Source organism: Collimonas sp. OK242 (genome assembly GCF_900107095.1).
Classification (GTDB): Bacteria; Pseudomonadota; Gammaproteobacteria; order Burkholderiales; family Burkholderiaceae_D; genus Collimonas.
In genome coordinates, this window is sequence record NZ_FNOR01000002.1 from 53547 (window position 1) to 75320 (window position 21774).

Sequence of the window (21774 nt, forward strand, 5' to 3'; positions counted from 1 at the left end):
GCAGCTAATCAATAATGCGGCGGCCGGTCGTTGGCGGGCTGGCCTGCATTATTGTTATCCGCAGTATCTTTGATGCGCCGCGCCAAAGCCGCGCACAGGGTTTCGAGCTGGTCTATCTTCAACTGTTGCCGGTATACCAGCTTGTTCAGCTCGTCCAGCATATCGTCTTGCCGGGTAAGCTTGATTTCGATGTCGACCATGCGTTCTTCTTGATTCATTTTCCGGTTTCCTTGGTGTTTCCTTGCTGTTACTTGTTTGCTGCAGGCCAGATGGTAGCGCAATAGCGCTGCCGAGGGCCGCCCTAAATATCATCTTATAGCGGTCACCCGATAGCGAAGCCGCTGCGCGGAAATCCGCAGCGGGTAAAGGCGCGATTCCGGATTTCCGCACGAAATTTGCCAAAAATTTCCCTTTGCTTTACGCTTATCCCCAATAAATCAAGTACTTAGATTTTTCTTTCGCACTGGCACGAAGTCTGCAATGTCTTCTATAAAAACATAATCAACAGGAGATAAAAAATGCGCCGCAAAACAGCCGTGCTTTACTGCATCAAACTGGTCGCCTGGCATTCCGCCTGGCTATAACCATCGTCAGCTAATCCCCCTTTGCCACTTGTGCCATCTGAATGGCATGATGTAGCTTGCATGCAAGCTACAGATGCACGGTGATTGCCGGGATTGTATAAAAAACACTAAAACCAGGAGATATCCATGTCCACCCTTCATCCGTCCGCCCAGGCTGCCCAGGCCGCCTCCGCAGACACCCGAAAGCGCATCTTTGCCATCGTCGGCGCCTCGTCCGGCAATCTGGTCGAATGGTTCGATTTTTACATTTACTCGTTTTGTGCGATTTATTTTGCACCTATGTTTTTCCCTAGCAGTAATCCAACCACGCAATTAGCCAATTCCGCCGCCATATTTGCGGTCGGCTTTTTCATGCGGCCGATCGGCGGCTGGCTATTCGGACGGATCGCGGATAAACGCGGCCGGCGCACGGCGATGATGATCTCGGTGCTGATGATGTGCGGCGGCTCGTTGATGATCGCCTGCCTGCCGACCTACGCTAGCATAGGCTACGCAGCGCCTGCGCTGCTACTGCTGGCGCGCCTGTTCCAGGGCTTGTCGGTGGGCGGTGAATACGGCACCAGCGCTACCTATATGAGTGAAGTCGCGTTGGAAGGACGGCGTGGATTTTTTGCCTCCTTCCAGTACGTGACCCTGATCGGCGGCCAGTTGCTGGCAGTGCTGGTGCTGGTCATCTTGCAGCAAGTCCTGACTTCCGAGCAATTGCACGCCTGGGGCTGGCGCATTCCTTTCGTTTTGGGTGCGCTAGCAGCCTTGGTTGCACTGTATTTGCGTAAATCGCTGAGCGAAACCTCGACTGCGGAGACCCGCAAGAACAAGGACGCCGGCACTTTGGCCGGCTTGATGAAACATAAAAGAGCATTTATGACGGTGGTCGGCTTCACCGCCGGCGGCTCCTTGATTTTCTACACCTTCACCACTTACATGCAGAAATACCTGGTGAACACCGCCGGCATGAGCGCGAAAACCTCCAGCAACGTGATGACTGTGGCGCTGCTTGTGTACATGTTGATGCAGCCGTTGTTCGGCGCGCTCTCCGACAGGATCGGCCGTCGCACCTCAATGCTCTGGTTCGGTGCGCTGGCAACCGTAGCGACGGTGCCGATTTTGCATGCGCTCAAAGATGTGACGAATCCTTATGCAGCGTTCGGGCTCATCATCCTGGCGCTGGCGATCGTGAGTTTTTATACCTCCATCAGCGGCTTGATCAAGGCAGAAATGTTTCCGACGGAAGTGCGCGCACTGGGTGTAGGTTTGTCGTATGCGGTGGGGAACGCATTGTTCGGCGGCACTGCAGAATTTGTCGCGCTCGAACTGAAAAAGGCTGGCATGGAACCGACTTTCTACTGGTATGTGTCGGCGATGTGCGCAGTGGCTTTCGTCGTGGCCTACAAGATGCGCGACCCAAGCAAGGAAGGTCTTCTCAAGGACGTTCCGCTTGAAGCGTCAAGATACACCGCGGATGGCCAGCTTGCCGCTTCACGTTAGAGTCTGGCTGACCTTATGACGGCAAAAAAGCCGCTGCTGTGGACTGTACTGGCCATCGCCAGCGTCATTGCAGTGGTGTTGAGCACCTATGTACTGGCCAGCAGAAAGGCCGGCAGCGATATCGGTGCAGCCAGCGAGCGGCAGCTGCAAATCATTGCGCTCGACCTCGAATCCGTACTGCAGAAATTCGAGACGCTGCCGTTTGCCCTTGGCTTCCAATCGGATGTGTTGCAAGCGCTGGCGCAACCGGACGACCAGCGCAACATTCAACACCTGAACCAGACATTGCAATTGATCCAGCGGCAATCGGAGGCGGTGGCGATTTACGTGCTGGATCGCAAAGGCCTGACGCTGGCTTCCAGCAACTGGGATACGCCTACCAGTTTTGTCGGCCGGGATTTCGGTTTCCGCCCTTATTTCCGCGATGCGATCAAAGGCAATGCCGGACGTTTTTACGGTATCGGCAATGCTACCAATGTGCCTGGTTACTTCATCGCCCAGCCTATCTATGCCAGCGCGGCCGGAAATGGCGCAAACGGTGCGAACGCCGCGCTGGGCGTGATGGTGGTCAAGATAGACCTGACCGAATTCGAACATACCTGGCGCAGCAGCGAAGAGCCGATTACCCTGGTGGACAGCAGCGGGGTGGTGTTCTTGAGTAATCGCCCGGCCTGGAAATATCACAGCCTGTATCCGCTGAACGGCGCGATACAGCAAGACCTGGCCGGCACCCATCAGTACGCGGATCAAGCGATTACGCCGGTGGCGTCGCTGCCGAAGCCGCAAAGGGCGGAATTCGGCCAGCACGTCACACGCGGCATCGGTCGGCTGGGATGGCAGCTCATGTTATTTCCTTCGCAAGCGCGGATCGCCCGCATCGCCATGCTGTGGACGCTGGCGGCGGTGCTGTTGCTGGCGATTGCAGGAATTTCCCTGTGGGCGTTATACCAGCGCCGGCGGCGCCTGGAGGAACGGCTGGTATCGGCCGAATGCCTGGATCGGACCATCGCCCAAAGAACCCAGGAGCTGAGGGTGGCGAATCAAACGCTGGAAGCCAAATACGCTAAATTGAAAGAAACCGAGCACTTGCTGCGTTCAACCCAGAACAAGCTGATCCAGGCCGGCAAGCTGGCCATGCTGGGACAAATGGCGGCTGGCATTGCCCACGAATTGAACCAGCCGCTGGCAGCGATCCGCGCCTTTGCCGACAACGCCATGACTTTCCTGACACGCGGGCAAGCTGATAAAGCGACTGAAAATCTAAGCCACATCAGCAACGCCAGCGCTCGTATGGGCAAGATAGTCGGGCAACTCAACGGCTTCTCCAGGAAGAGCCACGAAGCGGTAGCCGTCATAGATTTGCCGAAATCGATAGAGGCGGCGGCATTGTTGTTGAACAACGAATTCCAGACCCATGGCGCCACACTGCAGATCGATATCCGCCATCCGGCCCAGGTGGTCGGCGACTCGGTGCGGACCGAGCAGGTGCTGATCAATCTGTTGCGCAACGCGCTGGACGCGGTGGATAATGCCGAACAAAAAACCGTCTCCCTGCTGCTGGAATGCGAAGCGGGCGAGGCGGTGGTCCGGATTCGCGACTGCGGGCCCGGTATTCCGGCGCAGGTCGCTCTGCATCTGTTCGAGCCGTTTTTTACCACCAAGCCGTCCGGCAAGGGCTTGGGCCTGGGCCTGGCCATTTCATCTTCCATCGTGCAGGCGATGAGCGGCCGGCTGACGGCGGATAATCACAGCGAAGGCGGCGCCGAATTCGTGCTGCGCATTCCTTTGCTGGAAACTGTGGAGTCTTGACGGAGGTAAGGGTGGTGACGCTGGAAGCAGTATTGATCGAGGACGAACAGGCAGTGCGAGAGGCGATCGCCCAGACGCTGGAACTGGGTGGTTTCACCGTCCACGCTTGCGATAGCGTAGAGCAGGCGCAGCCATGGCTGAGCGCCGGATTTGCCGGCGTGATTGTCACCGACGTGCGCTTGCCCGGCCGCTCGGGCCTGGAGCTGTTGACGCATATAGTGACGATGGATCCCGACTTGCCCGTGATTGTCGTCACCGGCCACGGCGACGTCAGCATGGCGGTGGACGCGATGCGCGCCGGCGCCTACGATTTCATCGAAAAACCGTTTGCCGCTGAACGCTTGATGGAAACCGCTCACCGGGCGCAGGAAAAGCGCAGCCTGATTATCGAGAACCGGCGTCTGAAAGCCGCCTGGGCGGCGCATCCGGACATGCCGAGCCTGATCGGCCAGTCGAGCGCAATCGAGCGCGTCCGGACCATGATCCGCAGCGTCGGGCCGAGCATGGTCGATATCCTGATCAACGGCCAGACCGGCAGCGGCAAGGAAGTAGTGGCGCGCCAGTTGCATCTCGCCAGCGGCCGCAGCGGCCCGTTTGTCGCCATCAACTGCGGCGCATTGCCGGAAACCGTATTCGAAAGCGAAATTTTCGGCCATGAGGCCGGGGCGTTCACCAGCGCTCAGAAAAGACGCATCGGCAAACTGGAATATGCCAAGGGCGGCACGGTATTTCTCGATGAAATTGAAAGCATGCCTCTGGCCCTGCAGGTCAAATTGCTGCGCGTGCTGCAAGAACGCAAGCTGGAGCGGCTCGGCGGCAACGAAGCGATCGCCATCGATTGCCGCATCATCGCCGCCAGCAAGGCCAATCTGCTGCAGATGAGTGCGCAGGGCAGTTTTCGCGAGGATTTGTATTACCGTATCGGCGTAGTCAGCATAGACCTGCCGCGCCTGAATGAACGGCGCGAAGATATTCCGCTGTTGCTGGCGCATTTCATCCAGGGCGCGGCGATTCGTTATCAGCGGCCGTTGCCGCAATGGACGCTGGCGCAAATGGCGCAATGGCAAACCCGCGACTGGCCCGGCAACGTGCGCGAGTTGCGCAATTTTGCCGACCGGCTGGTATTGGGAGTGGCAGAGGGCGTAGCCGATCTTGCCAGCCAGGGCGATGTCATCGGCGCCGTGCCGCTGCCGCAGCAAATGGATATCTATGAGCGCATGCTGATCGCAGAAATGCTCAATATCAGCAACGGCAACGTCGCCATCGCCGCAGATCGGCTGGGCCTGCCCAAGAAAACCCTGTACGACAAAATCAAGAAATATCAGCTGGCCGTAGGTAAAACATAAGCAAGGCATGAGCTTGCGCCAGGTAAATCGTGCTGTTCAGACAACAAGTTGTTGAAACTGGGAGATGTTACAAAACATTATTCCACTGGACAAGCGCACTTGAATCTTTATCATGGGCATCTTTTTCAACATGGATGTCACAATGAGCGCTTCACCGCTGCCTTCAGGCTCATTCAAAGCACCAGACCGTAGTCCCAATTTTCAATTCGGTTTTATCGACCTGTTAAAGGTCATCGCTGCGCAATTGATAGTCTTGCACCATCTGGCGTTCTACGGGCCGATGGCTGATCACGTCCGTCCCATCGCACCGACGCTGATCAATTGGTTGGACGATTACGCCCGCATCGCGGTCCAGGTGTTCCTGGTGGTCGGCGGTTTCCTGGCGGCCAAGTCGCTGTCGCCGCAGGGCACCTCCACCATTTCCGATCCTCTACGTGTTTTGTGGCGCCGTTACATGAAGCTGGTGCCGCCTTTCCTGGTGGCGACCGTACTGGCAATCGGCGCTTCAGCCTGGGCCGGATTGTGGATGACGCATTACTCCATCTCGGCGATGCCGACTGCAATGCAGCTGGCCGCCCACGCACTGTTGCTGCACTCAATATTAGGTTATGAATCGATCTCTGCCGGCGCCTGGTATGTCGCCATCGATTTCCAGCTATACGCTTTGTTGACCATGCTGCTGTGCTTGACCGGCGGCCTGGCCAAACGCCGCGCCATGCCGTGGCTGGCGCCGGTGCTGGTGGTGATCGGCGTCAGCGCATCGCTGCTGTACTTCAATCGCGATGCTTCCTGGGACGCCTGGGCGCCCTATTTCTTTGGCAGTTATGGCCTGGGTGCGATTGCCTGGTGGGCGCGTGACCTGGGGCGCCGGCCGGCCGTGGTAGCGCTGCTGATGGCTGCAATCCTGTTGCCGACCTTGTATGCATTAGCGATCGATTTCCGCAGCCGCATCGCGGTTGCGCTGCTGGTAGCCTGTGCATTGGTGCTGGTAAGCCGGCGCGGCATATTGCTGTCGCGCCAGCGTTTTGCCTGGGTACGCGCTTTCGGAAGGATCTCTTACTCGATTTTCCTGGTGCATTTCCCGGTCTGCCTGATCGTCAACGCCGCCTTCGCCAAATTCGTAGCGGCACAGCCGTTGTTGCAGGCCGGCGGCATGCTGCTGGCCTGGGCTGCCAGCCTGGCCGCCGGCGCAATTTTCTATCGTTGGGTTGAAATCCCGCTGAGCCGTCTTTCAGCGCGGGCATCCGGCCAAAGTTTGGCGTTGCAGGCCCCAGTCGCGGCTTAATTTACAAAACACACGTAACAACGCATGTAAGCGCCGAGAAGGCGCTTACAGCATATCTTCCATCTCCTGCCTGCTGCTGGCAGGCATATGCTCCGCGCGCTGGCGATGCTGACGCCGGAAATGCAGGAACGCCAGCACCAGCGCCGCCAATTGCAGCACTGCGCAAAAATAAAACGGCGCGCCAATCCGCCAGTCGCCCTTGGGCAAATGCGACACCATTCCCAGCAACGGCGCGCCAATGATCGGCGCGATCACCGCCATCAGGCTATTGAGCGAGCTGACGGCTCCCAGCGTCTGGCCCTGGCTGTGCGAATCCACGGCGCCGGAAATAATGCTTTGAATCGAAGCATTCACGGTAGCGCCGAACACATTGGCGAAAATGACCGCATACATCATCCATGACTGGCTGGCAGCGCCCCACAAGAGATAGGCGGCGGTAGAGGAAACCAGTCCGATCACCGCTAGCCGCTGCGGACTGAAGCGCTGCAACAGCGGCCCCAGCAACACGCCTTGCACAATCACCGACATGACGCCGACCGCCGCCAGCGACTGGCCGTTTTCCAGCGGCCCCCAGCCAAACTTGAACGTGGTGTACAGCACCCAGGTGGTAAACAACATGAATTGCGCCAGGCCGTTGCAGGCAATCACCGCAACTAGCGGACCGACTGCTTTCAAGCGCGATAGTGCGCGTAACGAGCTCAAAGGGTTGGCCGCCTTCCAGCCGAACGCACGGCGCCGCTCAAGCGGCAGCGACTCCGGCAGCACGAAATAGCCGTACATCAGATTCAGCAACGCCAGGCTGCCGGCAACAATAAAGGGCAAGCGCAAATTGATCGCGCCCAGCAAACCGCCCATCACCGGCCCGACGATAAAGCCGACGCCGAACATCGCGCCTATCATGCCGAAACGTTTCGCGCGCTGCTCCGGCTCGGTGATATCGGCCACATAAGCATTGCATACCGCGGCGTTGGACTGCATCGCGCCGCCGACCAGGCGCACCACAATCAGCATCCATAGCGCCGTGGAAAAAGCGGTCGCAAAAAAATTCAGCGCCAGGCCGCAAAATCCCAGCAACAGCACCGGCCGCCGGCCGTATTGGTCAGACAGCGCGCCGAGAATGGGCGAGCCGAAAAAATTGGCGATGCCGAAAGCAAAGGCGATTGCGCCATACCAGAATGCCTGGTCGGCTTGCGAGCCGGTGAATTTCCCGACCAGCACCGGCAGCACCGGAATGATCAGGCCGATGGAGATCATGTCGATCAATACGGTCAGCATGATGAAGGGCATGGCCGCGGCGTGGCTCTGGTTCTGTGCGGGAGGTTTGAGATTGGTCACGCGTTGCTACTCCGGTGGGGTGTTTGGTGTTGTGCGGCAGGTCGGGGTCGCCTGACTGCCGCCTGTCATGATATCTAAAAGCTAGTCCAGACGTCTGCAACTTCCAGGCGCTAGCGCCGGCCCGGCTGCACATTATGCAGTTGGTGTTGAGAAATACTCATCAACGAGCATGGCTGGATTGGCAGTTCGGAAAAAGTGCCTTGCAATTGAATTATGTTGTTATTTCACAACTAATTTCTATGAAGTATATTAATTATTGTAAAAACTTACAATTCGTACCCAATTTGATTATTGATAATTAACTTTCTAACTATAATTCCGCAAGGGAAAATAGATAGAAAGCAATAAATGGGGAAAAACACCTTATCAGGCAAAGGTGACGGGGGGGTGTTGTGTTTTGCAAAGGGGATCGGCGTAACGCTCTTGCTGACTGCCGCCATGCAGGACGGCATAGCGCAAACCGCCGTGGCCGAGCGCAGCGCCTCGGAAGGCCTGCGCCGGCAGGAAGAGCGTACGCGCGAACAGCAGCAGCAATTGCAACCCAAGGCCGACGTCCTGAGCCCGGCGGCATCGACCAGAATCCCTACCGAACTGCCGCTTGAATCGCCATGTTTCGTGATCCGCGAAGTGACCCTGAGCGGCAAGCAAATCGGCCGCTTTAGCTGGTTGCAGGATGCCGCTTTGCCGTTCATGAATCGCTGCGTCGGCGTCCAAGGGTTGAGCCGCATCGCCTCGGCGCTGGACGCCAAGCTGATCGAGCTTGGTTACGCCACCACGCGCGTCAGCTTGCCGCAACAAAATCTGCACAACGGTATTTTGGAACTGGTGCTGCATGTCGGCCGCATCAGCGAAGTACGCATGGTCAAGGCCGGCGACGCCAAGCAGACCGCGGATGATAACTGGGGTACCTGGCGCAACGCCTTTCCTGGCATTCCGTCGTTGGGGCCGGGCGCTGTCCTGAACATTCGCGATCTGGAGCAGGGCGTCGAGCAAATGAAACGCCTGCCGAGCCAGGCGGTCGCTACCCGCATCGAGCCGGGAGCAGAGGCGGATACCAGTGTCGTCTTTATTGAACGGCAAAGCGGCAGTCTGCGCGATCGCATCCGCGGCGGTATCACGCTCGACAATTCGGGCGGCAACACCCTGGGGCGGCCTCAGTTATCCGCTTATCTCGCGCTCGACAATCCGCTCGGCCTGAACGACATTCTCAACCTGAGCGGCAATAGCAATCTCGAAAGACCGGAGAGCAATCACCGCAGCCAGAGTGCGTCCGTCAACTACAGCATTCCCTGGGGTTACAACACCTTTACCATTTCCGATAGCCGCAGCCGCTTTGCGCAGGTGGTACAGGGCACCACGGTCAACTTCCTTTCGAGCGGCACCAGCGATACGGCGGAACTCAAATGGCATCGCACCTTCATTCGTACCGCCTCGGCCAAATTCGGTTTGTATGCAGGTGTAGCGACGCGTCGTGCCGATAGTTTTCTGAACGACGTCGAGTTGGTGGTGCAGCGGCGTCGTACTACCCGGCTGGAAGCTGGAGTCACCTATAAGAAGTTGATAGGACAGGCAGATCTGGATATCGATCTGGGTTATCAGCGCGGCATGCCGTGGTTCAGTGCGCAGGAAGATCTTCCGCAGCAAGACGGCGTCGACAACCTGACCAACCGGCCGCAGATATGGACTTTGAACGCCAGTTATAACCAGCCGTTTGCACTGGGCAAACAGTCCTTCCAATACACCGCTTCGATGCATGGGCAAATGACTAACGATGCGCTGCTGTCAGTCGATCAGATTTCCATCGGCAATCGCTACAGTGTGCGCGGCTTCGATGGCGACAGCGTGCTGCTGGCCGAAAGCGGCTTCTATTTCCGCAACGACCTTAGCATGCCTGTCAATCTGGTTGCCGGCGTCGATACGCAAGTCTATCTGGGGATCGATTTTGGCCGTGTCTGGGGACCCAGCGAGGTGTCCCTGATCGGCAGCAAGCTGGCGGGCACGGCAATCGGTGTGCGCGGCAGATGGAAGGCGTTGCAGATGGATGCCTCGATCGGCACGCCGCTGTATAAGCCAGAGGGTTTCAAGACGCAACGCTGGAGTCCATATGTGTCGCTGACTTACGCCTTTTGATGAGCACGTGATCAAAGCAGGGCATCAGTAAATAAGAAAGCAGGCCAGGCAGACGACGGCCGGCAATGAGATACCGCACAGGCGCAGCCAGGCCGGCTGCGCTTGTGCAATTAAATGAGTTACGGGAACGGGGAAGTCATGAAATCGCAGCAACGACAAACACAGCAGCAAGCCGTATTTAGCGCGCCGGACCGCCTGGCGTTGACGCTGTCGGAGCATTCCGCTCCGCGTTCCTGGATGCGGCGGACGGCGAAAGCCATGCTCGCCCTGTATCTTTGCCAGACCATCTTTGCCGTGTTGCCGGCACAGGCCGGAGTAAACCTGCCGATTGCGCCGTCGCCAAATGCGCCTGCCGGCCAGCGTCCGTTGATGGACGCGGCACAGAACGGCGTGCCGATTGTACTGATCGCGCCACCGAGCGCCGGCGGCGTTTCGCGCAATCAATACGATCAGTTCAACGTCAATCCCAACGGTTTGATTCTCAACAACAGCGCCGGCAACACGCAAACCCAACTGGGCGGCTGGGTTACCGGCAATCTGCAACTAGGGAGCAGGCCAGCCCGCATCATTCTCAATGAAGTGGTGTCGAGCAACCCCAGCCAATTGCGCGGCACCATCGAGGTTGCCGGACAACGTGCCGACATCGTCATCGCCAATCCGAACGGCATCACTTGCGATGGCTGCGGCTTCCTGAATACCAATCGCAGCACCTTGACCACCGGGCAGACGCAGTTTGGCGCGAACGGCGCAATCAGTGGTTTCAATGTCGGCCAGGGTCAGTTGACGATCGGCAGCGGCGGCCTGAACGCCACCAATATCGAGCAGCTTGACCTGATCGCCCGCGGTCTGGTGATCGAAGGCGAAGTCTGGGCCAAGAATCTGAACGCCCTGGCCGGCGCCAACCAGGTGCTGTACGGCAGCTTGCAAGCCACGCCGCAAGCCGGCAGCGGCGCTGCGCCGCGTTTTGCAATCGATATCAAGGATCTGGGCGGCATGTACGCCAACCAGGTGTATATGGTCTCGACCGAGCAGGGCCTCGGCGTCAACAGCAGCGGCCGGGTGGCCGCCTTGCAGGGCAACCTGGTGTTGTCGAGCAACGGCGACCTGACCTTGAAGGACAGTTACGCCAAACAGAATATCCAGCTGGCAGCCAGCGGCAACACTACATTGACCGGGCAGACGCAAAGCGACGGCAGCACCAGCATCAGCAGCGGCGGCAATCTGACGCAGCAGGGCGCGCTGGAATCCCAAGGGCAGTTGAACGTGAATGCCGGCGCCTTGAACAATAGCGGGACTATCATTCAGCGCAGCGCCGACAATCTGACGCTGGCGATCAATGGCGCGGCCGGCAACAGCGGCTCGATTGTCAGCGGCGGAACACTCAATCTGAATGCGGCAAGCATTACGGATACCGGCGGCAAATTGCTAGCCGTAAGCGATCTTAATCTGCAGGCGCAAAGCCTCAGCTTTTCCGGCAGCCAGCTCAACGCCGACAAGAACCTCAACCTGACTGCCAGCTCCGGCAATCTGCTGGCTAGCACCAGCAATATCATTGCCGGCTATGATCTGAATGCCAGCGCCGGCGGCCAGTTGAGCAACGCCGGCGGCGTATGGCAAGCGGGCCAGAATGCCGGGATACAGGCGGCGTCGGTCAGCAACCTCGGCGGCACGATGTTGGCAAGCGGGCAGTTGACGGTCGCCACAGCGGGCAAGCTGGATAATAGCGGCGGCAAATTGATGGGAAGCCAGGCGGTCGTCATCAATGCGCAGCAATTGGTCAACGATGCTAACGGCCTGGTTGCCAGCGACCAGGGCACGCGCATTACAACTACGCAAGGCATCAGCAACCAGGGCGGAGTGTTGTCGGGCAAAACCGATTTGACCATCAACGCCAATGGCGCCGCGCTCAACAATACGGCCGGTACGCTGGTATCGGATGCATCTTTAAATGTCAGCGCCGGTGCGCTCGACAATACGCGCGGGCAGTTGACTTCGCGCGCCCAAAATGGTGGCGCGGCAACACTCGATCTGGCTAGCCTGAATAACCGCCAGGGCACCATCGACGCCGCCGGCAGCCTGGCGTTGACCACTTCCGGTGCTATCGACAATACGCAAGGCAGCATAGCTTCGGGGACCACCACGAGCGCTGCTGCCGGCGCAACCCAAATCCAGTCCGCCAGCCTGATCAACAACGGCGGCGAGATCATTGCCCGCGATGCCTTGCTGATCAATAGCGGAACCTTAAGCAACGATGCGATAGGTTCCAGCAAAGCGATTCTGGCCTCGAACAAAGGCGCGTTGACGCTCAATACAGGCGTCGCCAGCAACGTCGGCGGACTCATCACCAGCACCGCAGGCACTACGCTCAACACCCAGGCATTGAACAGCAGCGGCGGCGAAATCTCGTCCGGCGCGGCGCTGGCGATCAATACGGCAGGCCAGAGCCTGACCAATACCGCTGGCCGTATCCTGGCCAACGGCGCCGTGGATATCCAGGCAGGCGCTGTCACCAGCAATGCCAACGGCGCACAGATTCCAGTCGCCGCGCTGATTTCCAGCGGCAGCAATTTGAATCTGCATGCCACCGCGTTGAACAATGACGGCTCGACTATCGTCGCCGGCAATACCACGGACGCCAGCGCCGGCAAGGTAGATCTGGAGTTGGGCGGCGGCGCCTTGTCCAACAACGGTGGCGCGCTGCAGTCGACCAACGCCATCACGATCAACGCCGGCGCAGTGAATAATCAGGCCGGCCAGATCACGGCCAACAATACAGTCAACCTGGCTGCCGCCAGCGTCAACAATAGCGCCGGCCTGGTGTCGGCGGTGAATGCGTTGGCCGTCACCAGTGCTGCTGCAATCCAGAATAATCGCGGCCAGATCACCAGCAATGGCAATCTCAACCTGGACGCCAGCACACTCGACAACACGCAAGGCGTGGTTAGCGCCAAGCAGCTGGCCGATCTGAAACTGGGCCAGGGCTTGCTCAACAATGCCGGCGGCCAAATCATCGGCACTCAGGCACTGAACCTGCAGTCGGGTGAAATCCGCAATGCCGCAGGCACCATCGCGAGCGGTTCCAGCCTGGTGCTGAATACCCAGGGACAGGCCTTGGACAATAGCAGCGCCGGCCAGATCGTCGCCAGCGGCAATCTCGACATCGCCAGCGCGCAACTCAATAACAGCGGCGGCACCATCGCTTCGCTCAAAGGTACTACCGCCGTCAATACCGGTGGCCAGGCACTGAACAATGACAGCGGCAAGATCCAGGCGGCTGGCAACACCGCGCTAATTGCCGGCAATACCAGCAATGCAAAGGGCTTGATCAGCGGCCAGGATGTCAATCTCACCACGGGCACGCTCGACAATACGGCAGCGCAGATTGTCGCAGCCGGCAACCTCACCGCCAATACCGCCGCGCTCAACAATAGCCAGGGCTTGCTGCAATCGGTTGGCAACACCAGTATCGACAGCAACGGCCAGGCGATTACCAATACAAGTAGCGGCAACGGCGGCGGCATTGTGTCTGGCGGGACGCTGGATGTGAAGGGCGGCAGCCTCAACAACCAGGCCGGTTACCTGGCCAGCAACGGCAGGCAGACGCTGGCCGTCGCCGGCGATCTGGATAACCGCAGCAGCGGCCAGATCGTTGCCAACGGCAGCAACACGATTACTGCCGCCAATGTGCTCAACAGCGGCGGCTTGATCCAGTCATTGGGCGATCTCGGTGTCACGGCAAGCAATAGCATCAGCAACAACGCCGGCCAGATCGCAACCAACGGCGACGCCACATTCAACGCAGCAAGCATCGACAACAGCGCAGCGGGAAATATCAGCGCGACCAATATCCGGGCTAAGGCCAACGTCATCAATAATGCCGGCGGCAGCATCAAAGCCGGCAAGGACGTGGTCCTCACCACCACGCTTGGCGCCGCCAGCCTGGATAACAGCGGCGGCCTGGTCAGCGCCAAGCACGACGTTTCGATCAACGCTATCGGCCTGGGTAACGCCAACGGCAAGATCGTCGGCGACAATAGCGCCACCGTCACCACCAGCAGCAACAGCCTGGGCGGCACGATTGCCTCCAGCAACGCCGTCACGCTGAACGTCAACGGCGATTACAACAACACCGGTTTGCTGTCGGCCCAGAAAAACCTGACCGTCAACGCCAGCAACATCAGCAACAGCGGCAGCATGACCTCGGGCGATACGCTCAACGTCAATACCGGCAACCTGAACAACTCCGGCGAGATCAGCGCCCACACCACCAATCTGAATGTCAGCGGCACGCTCACTAATACAAGTACCGGTTTGATCGACGGCGTCACCACCAATATCAATGCCGGCACCACCAACAACACCGGCCGCATCTACGGCGATCTGCTGAAGATCAGCGGCGGCGCCATCAATAATAGCGGTAGTGGCACGATTGCCGCCCGCAATACCTTGCTGATCGGCGTCCAGAGTCTTAGTAATACCGAAGGCGGGCTGATCTACAGCCTGGGCGATCTGGGTATCGGCGGCGCGATTGACGGCAACGGCAATTTGCAAGGATCGGTGCAGAACCTGCTGAATGCCTCCGCCAAGATCGAAGCGCAAGGCAATCTGGCGATTACTGCTGCCAATCTGCTGAATCGCGACAATCATCTGGTCACCAGAGTGGTGCTTGATCCATCGATTAACCAAGACCAGGTGCAGCCTTCAGGCTCAGCCACCAAATACAAGGCGTCCGATTGTTTCGGCGTCGGCGGTGGCGGCGACAAGGTCAATTGCATCGTCCATCCCGACAAATACGGTCAGCGCAGTACCATCACCACGGCCCGCACCGTGGTGCCCGACCAGTGCAGCGGCGGTGGCGACAGCCAGACTTGTACTCCTGGCTACACACTGGATAACTACCCCTGGAATTCGCCGGTGTTTGCCCAGTTCGGCGTCACGCCGGTTTCCTCGGCAGCGCCAGTCGAGCCGAATGGCCAGGGCGGTTGCTCCTTCAGCACCGATAGCGGCATGGTGGATCTGAACACTCCGCAATGCGTACAGTGGCGCAAAGACTATGGCGTCTGGAGCACTGCTTACGAAGCGACACTGGATGCGCTGTCCACCAAAATCGATAGCTACAATGCCAGCGTCCGGGAAGACAACCGGCTGGATCAGTTCGAGGATTACACCTGGTACAAGGTCACAGCGACCTCAAGCCACACCGAAGTGGTCAGCAGCGCGCCGGCGCAGATACTGTCCGGCGGCAGCATGACGTTGAGCGGCTCGGTGACTAATCAGGATAGCCAGATTGTTGCCGGCGGCGCACTCAGCATCGTTGGTCCTACAGTCAGTAATCTGGCCACCCAGGGTGAAAACCGCACCACCTACAACGGCACTGCCGAATTCACCCACGTAGATAGCTGCGGCTTCCTGGGCGGCAGCCATTGCCGCCGCTGGGACGGCGCACAGCCATACAACGCGGCCCCGCAAGTCCTCAGCGTCGATCTGCCGACCGTGGTATACCAGCAAAACGCCGGCAACCAGACCGATAGCCGCAATCTTACCGTCGCCACCACCAATCCGGACGGCAGCGTCGCCGGCGCCATCAGCACTGCCACCGGCAATGCTCGCATCATCGGTGCACAAGCAGTCAATGCCGTGCTGGCGACAGGCGCCGGCGCCAACAGCATCGGCCATGCCTTGCCGGTAGTCCAAAGCGTGGCGGCAAATGGCACCGGCTTGCGCGCTCACGATGTCATTTTGACGATAGTGCCGCGTTTGACCCTGCCCAACAACAGCCTGTTCAAGATCCATCCGGAACCGGGCGCCAACTACCTGGTGGAAACCGATCCCCGGTTTACCAACCAGCGCACATTCCTCTCCAGCGATTATTTCCTGCAAGCGTTGAATCGCAATCCGGAGCGCAACCTGAAGCGCTACGGCGACGGCTTTTACGAACAGCAACTGATCAACGACCAGATCCTGGCGTTGACAGGGCGCCGCTATCTGACCGGCTACGCCAGCACCGAAGATGAATACAAGGCGCTGATGAACGCCGGCGTCGCCTATGCCAACCAGTATCAGCTGAGCCCGGGCGTTGCCTTGTCGGCAGAGCAGATGGCCAATCTCACCACCGACATCGTGTGGCTGGTGAGCCGCAGCGTGACATTGGCCGATGGCAGCACCCAGCAAGTACTGGTGCCGCAAGTCTACCTGCGCCGTCCGCAAGGCGGCGATCTGCAGCAAAGTGGCGCACTGATCGCCGGCGGCGACGTGATGATCAAGACCGATGCCGATCTGGTCAACAGCGGCAGCATCGCCGCCAGCAACAGCACCACGCTGCTGGCCGGTAACGATCTGCTGAATCAAGGCGGCCGCATCAGCGGCCAGGACATCGTGGCCCGCGCCCGCAACGATCTGGTCAACCTGTCCGGCGTGATCCAGGGTACTGGCAACGATTCCACCGTCACCTTGCTGGCCGGACGCGACATCGTGCTGCAGACCCGCACCATCGACACCGTCAATCCGGAGGCCACCAGCACCCGCACCAATATTGATCGTAACGCCACGGTGCAAGGCGGGACGGTAACCCTGAACGCCGTGCGCGATCTGACCGTCAAGGGCGCCAATGTCAGCGCGGTTGGCACCGCCAGCGCGGACAATCCGACTGGCGGCAACCTGATCGCCACTGCCGGCCGCGACATCAAGGTCAGCGCTGTCACCGGGCAGTATCAGATCGATGTTGAAAATCCAAAAGGCCATAGCGTCGAAGGCCGCACCGGCTTCATCAAGGAAAGCACGGTCGGCAACCAGCTCGCCAGCCTCAACGCCAACAACAATCTGGGCCTGGCGGCAGGCCAGAGCGGAACTGGCGACCTGACGCTGAAAGGCGCGAATCTCAACGCCGGCAACAATGCACTGCTGTCAGGCAGCAATGTCAGCATCGAAGCCGTCAAGGATAGTGTCGTCAACGATATCCAGACTGTCGGCAAGAAGGAGTACCACCGCATCGGCAGCGCCGACGAAACACTGGTCGGCGGCAACGTTAACGCCGGTAACAACCTGACAGTCAGGGCCACCGGCGCGCCGAGCGGCACGATCGATGCCAACGGCAACGCTGTGGCCCTGGCGGGTAGCGGCAATATCAACCTGACTGCTGCATATCTGTCCAGCCAGAACGGGCAAGTCACGCTGGCCGCCAACAATGACGTGACGATCAAGAGCATCACCACCGAACACAGCACGGTGCAGGAAAGCTACGTCAAGAGCGGCGACGCCATGTCCACCACCGCCACCACGATTGCCAAGCACAGCAGTTTGCAACAGGCAGAGGGCAGCACGGTGTCCGGCAACAGCGTACTGACTGTCGCCGGACATGACATCAATCTGCAGGGCAGCAATGTGGTCGGCACCAAGGACGTGACGCTGGCCGCTGGCAATAACGTCAATATCGTGACGGCGCAAAGCAAGAGCGCGCAATCCTCGTATGAAAAGAAAGAAACCTCCGGCGTCTTCAGTACCGGCGCCAGCATCACGCTGGGCAGCAAGGAACAGGATAACGAGAACACCCTCAAGACGGTTACCAATACCGGCAGCGTGATCGGTTCCACCGGCGGCAATATCACCATCAACGCCGGTGAACACTATACGCAAACAGGCAGCAAGGTAATGGCGCCGGCTGGTGATATCAGCATCGCAGCCAAGGCGGTCGACATTAACGCAGCCTATGACACCACGGAGCAAAACAGCAAGACGCATACCGAGCAGAGCGGCTTGTCGCTGGGTGTCAGCAGCCCGATCATCAGCGCCCTGCAGTCGATAGATCAGATGGGTGACGCCTCCAAGAAGACTAACGATTCACGCATGAAGCTGCTGGCAGGCGCAGCTGCGGCCATGAGCGCCAAAGCAGCGGCCGAGGCAGCGCAGGATCCAAGCGTCACGGTCAGCCTGACTATTGGCGCCAGCAAGAGCGATAGTCAAAGCAAACAAACCAGCAGCACCGCCGTAGGCTCCTCGGTAGCGGCTGGCGGCAACCTCGCCATCAGCGCCACCGGCGCCGACAAGGATAGCAACGTCAACATCCTGGGCAGCAACATCAGCGCCGGCAAAGACGCCAGCATCAAAGCCGACGGCGACATCAACCTGCAAGCCACGCAAAGCACCAGCGACCAGCACAGCACCAGCTCGTCGAGCAGTGCCGCGATCGGGATTGCCGCCACCTACGGCAAGAACGGCCTGGCGTTCGGCGTCACCGCCAACGCCTCCGGCAGCCGCGGCAAGGCCGATGGCGACGACGTCACCCAAAACAACAGCCACGTTGTAGCTGGCAATACGCTGACGCTGGAATCCGGCCACGACACCAATATCAAGGGCGGTGTCGCCAGCGCACGGCAAGTGATTGCCGATGTTGGCACCTCAGGCAAGGGCAACCTCAACATCGAGTCCCTGCAAGACACCAGCAACTACCAAAGCAAGGACCAAAGCATAGGCGGCAGCGTCACCATCGGCTACGGCTTTGCCGCCAGCGGCAATTACAACCAGACCAAGGTCAACGGCAGCTTCGCCAGCGTCGGCGAGCAATCCGGCATCGCCGCCGGCGACGGCGGTTTCCAGATCAAGGTCAACGGCAACACCGACCTCAAGGGCGGCGCCATCGTCAGCAGCGACAAGGCGATCCAGGACAACAAGAACAGCCTGAGCACGCAAACCCTGACCCAGGTCGATATCAAGAACCATAGCGATTTCGACGCCAGCGGCTTTGGCGTCAGCGGTGGTTTTGGGGTGGGTGGCGACAACGGCGATAGCAAGGCTGCAGACGGCAGCAGCAACGCTCCCGCAACCATCGGCGGACAGAAGCTGCAAACCATCCAGACCGGCAGCACCGGCACCTCGGCAGGGATAGGCAGCGCCAGCGGCAGCAGTAGCAGCACCACCCGCAGCGGCATCAGCGGCGGCGTCGTCACGATCACCGACGATGCGGCGCAACAGGCTAAAACCGGGACTACGGCTACTCAAACCGTCGCCAGCATCAATCGCGATGTCAGCACGGCCAAGGATAGCAGCGGTGCGCTGACCAAGGATTGGGATGGTCAGAAGCTCAAGGATGATGTTTCAGCGCAGGTGCAGATTACTTCGACGTTTGGGCAGTTGGCAGCCAAGAACATTGGTGATTACGCCGACAAAAAACAGAAGGAAGCCATCAAAAACGGCGATGAGGCAGAGGCTGCGAAATGGGCCGAAGGTGGCGCCTATCGTGTCGCGTTGCACACGGCGACAGGCGCACTTGCAGGCGGACTAGGAGGCGCAGCCGGGGCATTTACATCAGCCACGGCGATGAACGTCATCGGCGATGAAATCAACAAGATGGATCTGCCGAAAGACCTGAAGCAGGGGCTGGCGCAGATTGCAGCAACGGCATTGGGCGCGGCGATTGGCGGTGCTGCTGGGGCGGCTTCGGGATTGAATGTAGATGCCAATAATCGACAATTGCATCCAGACGAAGTCAAATTTTTGCACGACAAAGACCGCATCAACCGCTATATACAATATGTTGCGGATCAAACCGGCCGTGTACTGAGTTTCGACGAGGCCGGGCGTGAACTCGACCGCTCGGGCGCGGCCATGGACGATGCGCATTGGACCGCATTGAACGGACGCAATGGCATTGCTGAAAAATTCATTGTGCAGGAAGCCAAAGTTTCGGGGCAGTTTTACCTTGATAGCGACGGTACAAAACATGATTTCTTTAAAGCCACTAAACAAGAATATCTGAATGAAACCATCAATCTGCGTCCGCTATTTAGTGCATATGGAGACAACACCGATGTACGCAAATATTTAGCGAATAATTTTGATGAATCAAGGCTAAATAATTGGGCAACGCGCTATCGCTCTGGGCAAGAGGTCGGTCTTAAAGATGCTGGCATGGCGAGTCTTTTGGATGACGTCAAGACTCTTGGCAAAGGACTTTGGAATTTGCCTTCATCTGCGTGGGCGACCGTCACCAACGGTGATACCGGTATATATAAAACCCAGCAAATGGAAGCCTATTATGCGTCCCTCTTAAAATTGCAAGGGCGTGCCGAAGAGGCGGGCTATATGTCGGAATTCAATTGGGCTACGCAGCAGCGTCTGGCGATTGAAGGCTTGGCACTTGGTGAATTGGGTGGGAAAATTGGCGGAACTGCGCTCGGTAAGTTAAAAGGCGCGCTAAAAGACTCATTAAAAGGAGATGGTGCTGCCACAAATAAGGGCGGGGCAGGCAGCAATCAGATAGTGGGCGATGAACCCTATGCGGGGCCAAATGGGTTGTCCGATGGGGGGATGGCGCATCCGGTTAAGGATGGGGCGGCGAATACGGCGAACAGCGCTCCCAATCTTCCCAAAGGCTATGTAGCTAATGCAGATGGGACTTTCACTGGGCCAGGGGGAGGATCTCTAAATCTCGCAGGAGTTGCGAGTGATGGTGCGACACCCGTATTTCAGAGGTCGGGTGGTCAATATTTTACGATAGACAGCACCGGCAAGCAGGTGCCGGTTTTGCGCACGGACGCAAGCAATGGAGTCACCTGGGCAAATTCTGAGGTGGGCAGTTCGCAAATTGCACAAAATTGGGCGAATGGTCGAAAGTTTCAGAACGCATTAAATCAGGCGACCGGATTGCCGGAGAACACCACACCAGTTACCGTCACGCTACCCGGTGGTGCTAAGGTAACGACGATACCTGATAATTTGGGACGGCCTGCAGGAATCGTTGAGGCCAAGGACGTTATAAATCTATCGATGGATGACCAACTTAGGGCGCAACTTCAGTATTCTACGCAGACCGGCATTCCTTATACCTTGGTTGTAAGTACTGCGAATCAAACCATATCGGCAACGCTATGGGCAGCAATAGAAAAGGCAGGTGGCGCTGTGTATCGCTTTGATTCCGCGACGCAAAAATTGACTCCTATATTGAATAGACCGCACTAATGAGCAAACCGAAAATTCGCCTTTCAATCACCACCCGTCTTGATACAACAAGATGGGAGTTTGGTAAGCAAGTGTTAGAGGCATTTTGCGAGACTGACCCGCGGTTGGTCCCGGAGTATTTTGATAACGTCGAAGCAATAAAAAAGCAATTTAATGGTATTGCCGCTTGCGAGGAGTATTGGGCTCCAGAAGTAGTGATGGATGCTGGCTCTTATGGACGCACTTTTACCAAGTGGAATTCCATGTGGAGGCGCGTCAAGGCGGTAAAAAGCAGGGGGGAAATACATCACACCTTGGTGAATCAGCGCGGTCAACTCCATCTCGGGTGGCTTACGTTCGATGCTGATGGAGACAAGAAGGTCGATTGGGCAGGGTTGTTTCATCGCCTTTGTGTGCTCGCACAACCAAAATTTGCCACGCTGCATTTGTTCACTGATATTGAAACCAGACGTGGCGCATTTGGCGCTGCAGTTGAAACAGACATTGCTGCAAACGACTTTATCACTGGGCCTCATGGGGTGACATTAGAAAAAAGAGGCATCCCGAATTTAGCGTGGGCTACCTTCTTTGGCGAGGACTATGCCGCCGAGGTTGACATGCAAAAATTGTGTGCCCAAGGGTTTGAGGTGGAGGCGATTGGTCAGGGATTTTTGGTGACACTAACTCCAAAGCTATTCGATGTAGCAGAAAATTTTGCGCTGCTGTCTGCTCGGCGGACTATGCTCAAAAAGTTGTTCAGACCGGGATTGTTTGGCCTTGCTGAAGAACCCGCAGCTGTGCCGCCAACAACATAAAGACGCTTCACATGCAAGGTCACAGCAGTTTGAGAATTTTCTCTTTAGGG

General features: G+C 58.1%; 9 protein-coding genes. 7 read left to right on the forward strand and 2 right to left on the reverse strand.

Annotated elements, in window-relative coordinates:
* Nucleotides 1-8: 8 nt before the first annotated feature.
* Nucleotides 9-218 carry a SlyX family protein gene (locus tag BLV81_RS01900; RefSeq protein ID WP_092351865.1) on the reverse strand — a complete coding sequence of 70 codons (210 nt, stop codon included), beginning with the start codon at nucleotides 216-218 and terminating at the stop codon, nucleotides 9-11.
* A 492-nt stretch (nucleotides 219-710) separates the two neighbouring features.
* On the opposite strand from BLV81_RS01900, the gene BLV81_RS01905 reads away from it, so the two are divergent.
* The 4 genes from BLV81_RS01905 (at nucleotide 711) to BLV81_RS01920 (ending at nucleotide 6512) form a co-directional block, all read left to right on the forward strand.
* Nucleotides 711-2072 (forward strand): MFS family transporter, encoded by a 1362-nt coding sequence (locus BLV81_RS01905; protein WP_092351867.1) that lies wholly within the window; start codon nucleotides 711-713, stop codon nucleotides 2070-2072.
* A 15-nt stretch (nucleotides 2073-2087) separates the two neighbouring features.
* Nucleotides 2088-3881, forward strand: a complete 1794-nt coding sequence (locus BLV81_RS01910; protein ID WP_092351869.1) for a sensor histidine kinase — start codon at nucleotides 2088-2090, stop codon at nucleotides 3879-3881.
* Nucleotides 3878-5227 carry a sigma-54-dependent transcriptional regulator gene (locus BLV81_RS01915; RefSeq protein ID WP_218134235.1) on the forward strand — a complete coding sequence of 450 codons (1350 nt, stop codon included), beginning with the start codon at nucleotides 3878-3880 and terminating at the stop codon, nucleotides 5225-5227. The genes BLV81_RS01910 and BLV81_RS01915 overlap by 4 nt, the downstream gene beginning before the upstream one ends.
* Before the next feature lie 142 nt (nucleotides 5228-5369).
* Nucleotides 5370-6512, forward strand: a complete 1143-nt coding sequence (locus BLV81_RS01920) for an acyltransferase family protein (protein ID WP_255364868.1) — start codon at nucleotides 5370-5372, stop codon at nucleotides 6510-6512.
* 45 nt (nucleotides 6513-6557) lie between these two features.
* On the opposite strand, the gene BLV81_RS01925 is transcribed toward BLV81_RS01920, so the two are convergent.
* Nucleotides 6558-7847 (reverse strand): TCR/Tet family MFS transporter, encoded by a 1290-nt coding sequence (locus BLV81_RS01925; RefSeq protein ID WP_255364869.1) that lies wholly within the window; start codon nucleotides 7845-7847, stop codon nucleotides 6558-6560.
* A 348-nt stretch (nucleotides 7848-8195) separates the two neighbouring features.
* Here BLV81_RS01925 and BLV81_RS01930 point away from each other — a divergent pair, with 348 nt between their 5' ends.
* The 3 genes from BLV81_RS01930 (at nucleotide 8196) to BLV81_RS01940 (ending at nucleotide 21724) form a co-directional block, all read left to right on the forward strand.
* The gene (locus tag BLV81_RS01930; RefSeq protein ID WP_092351873.1) at nucleotides 8196-9977 is read left to right on the forward strand and encodes a ShlB/FhaC/HecB family hemolysin secretion/activation protein; all 1782 of its coding nucleotides are present in this window, start codon (nucleotides 8196-8198) and stop codon (nucleotides 9975-9977) included.
* Nucleotides 9978-10115: 138 nt separating this feature from the next.
* Nucleotides 10116-20930 carry a two-partner secretion domain-containing protein gene (locus tag BLV81_RS01935; RefSeq protein ID WP_176992706.1) on the forward strand — a complete coding sequence of 3605 codons (10815 nt, stop codon included), beginning with the start codon at nucleotides 10116-10118 and terminating at the stop codon, nucleotides 20928-20930.
* Nucleotides 20930-21724 carry a hypothetical protein gene (locus BLV81_RS01940; RefSeq protein WP_092351877.1) on the forward strand — a complete coding sequence of 265 codons (795 nt, stop codon included), beginning with the start codon at nucleotides 20930-20932 and terminating at the stop codon, nucleotides 21722-21724. Before BLV81_RS01935 ends, BLV81_RS01940 begins: the two co-directional genes overlap by 1 nt.
* Nucleotides 21725-21774: the final 50 nt, after the last annotated feature.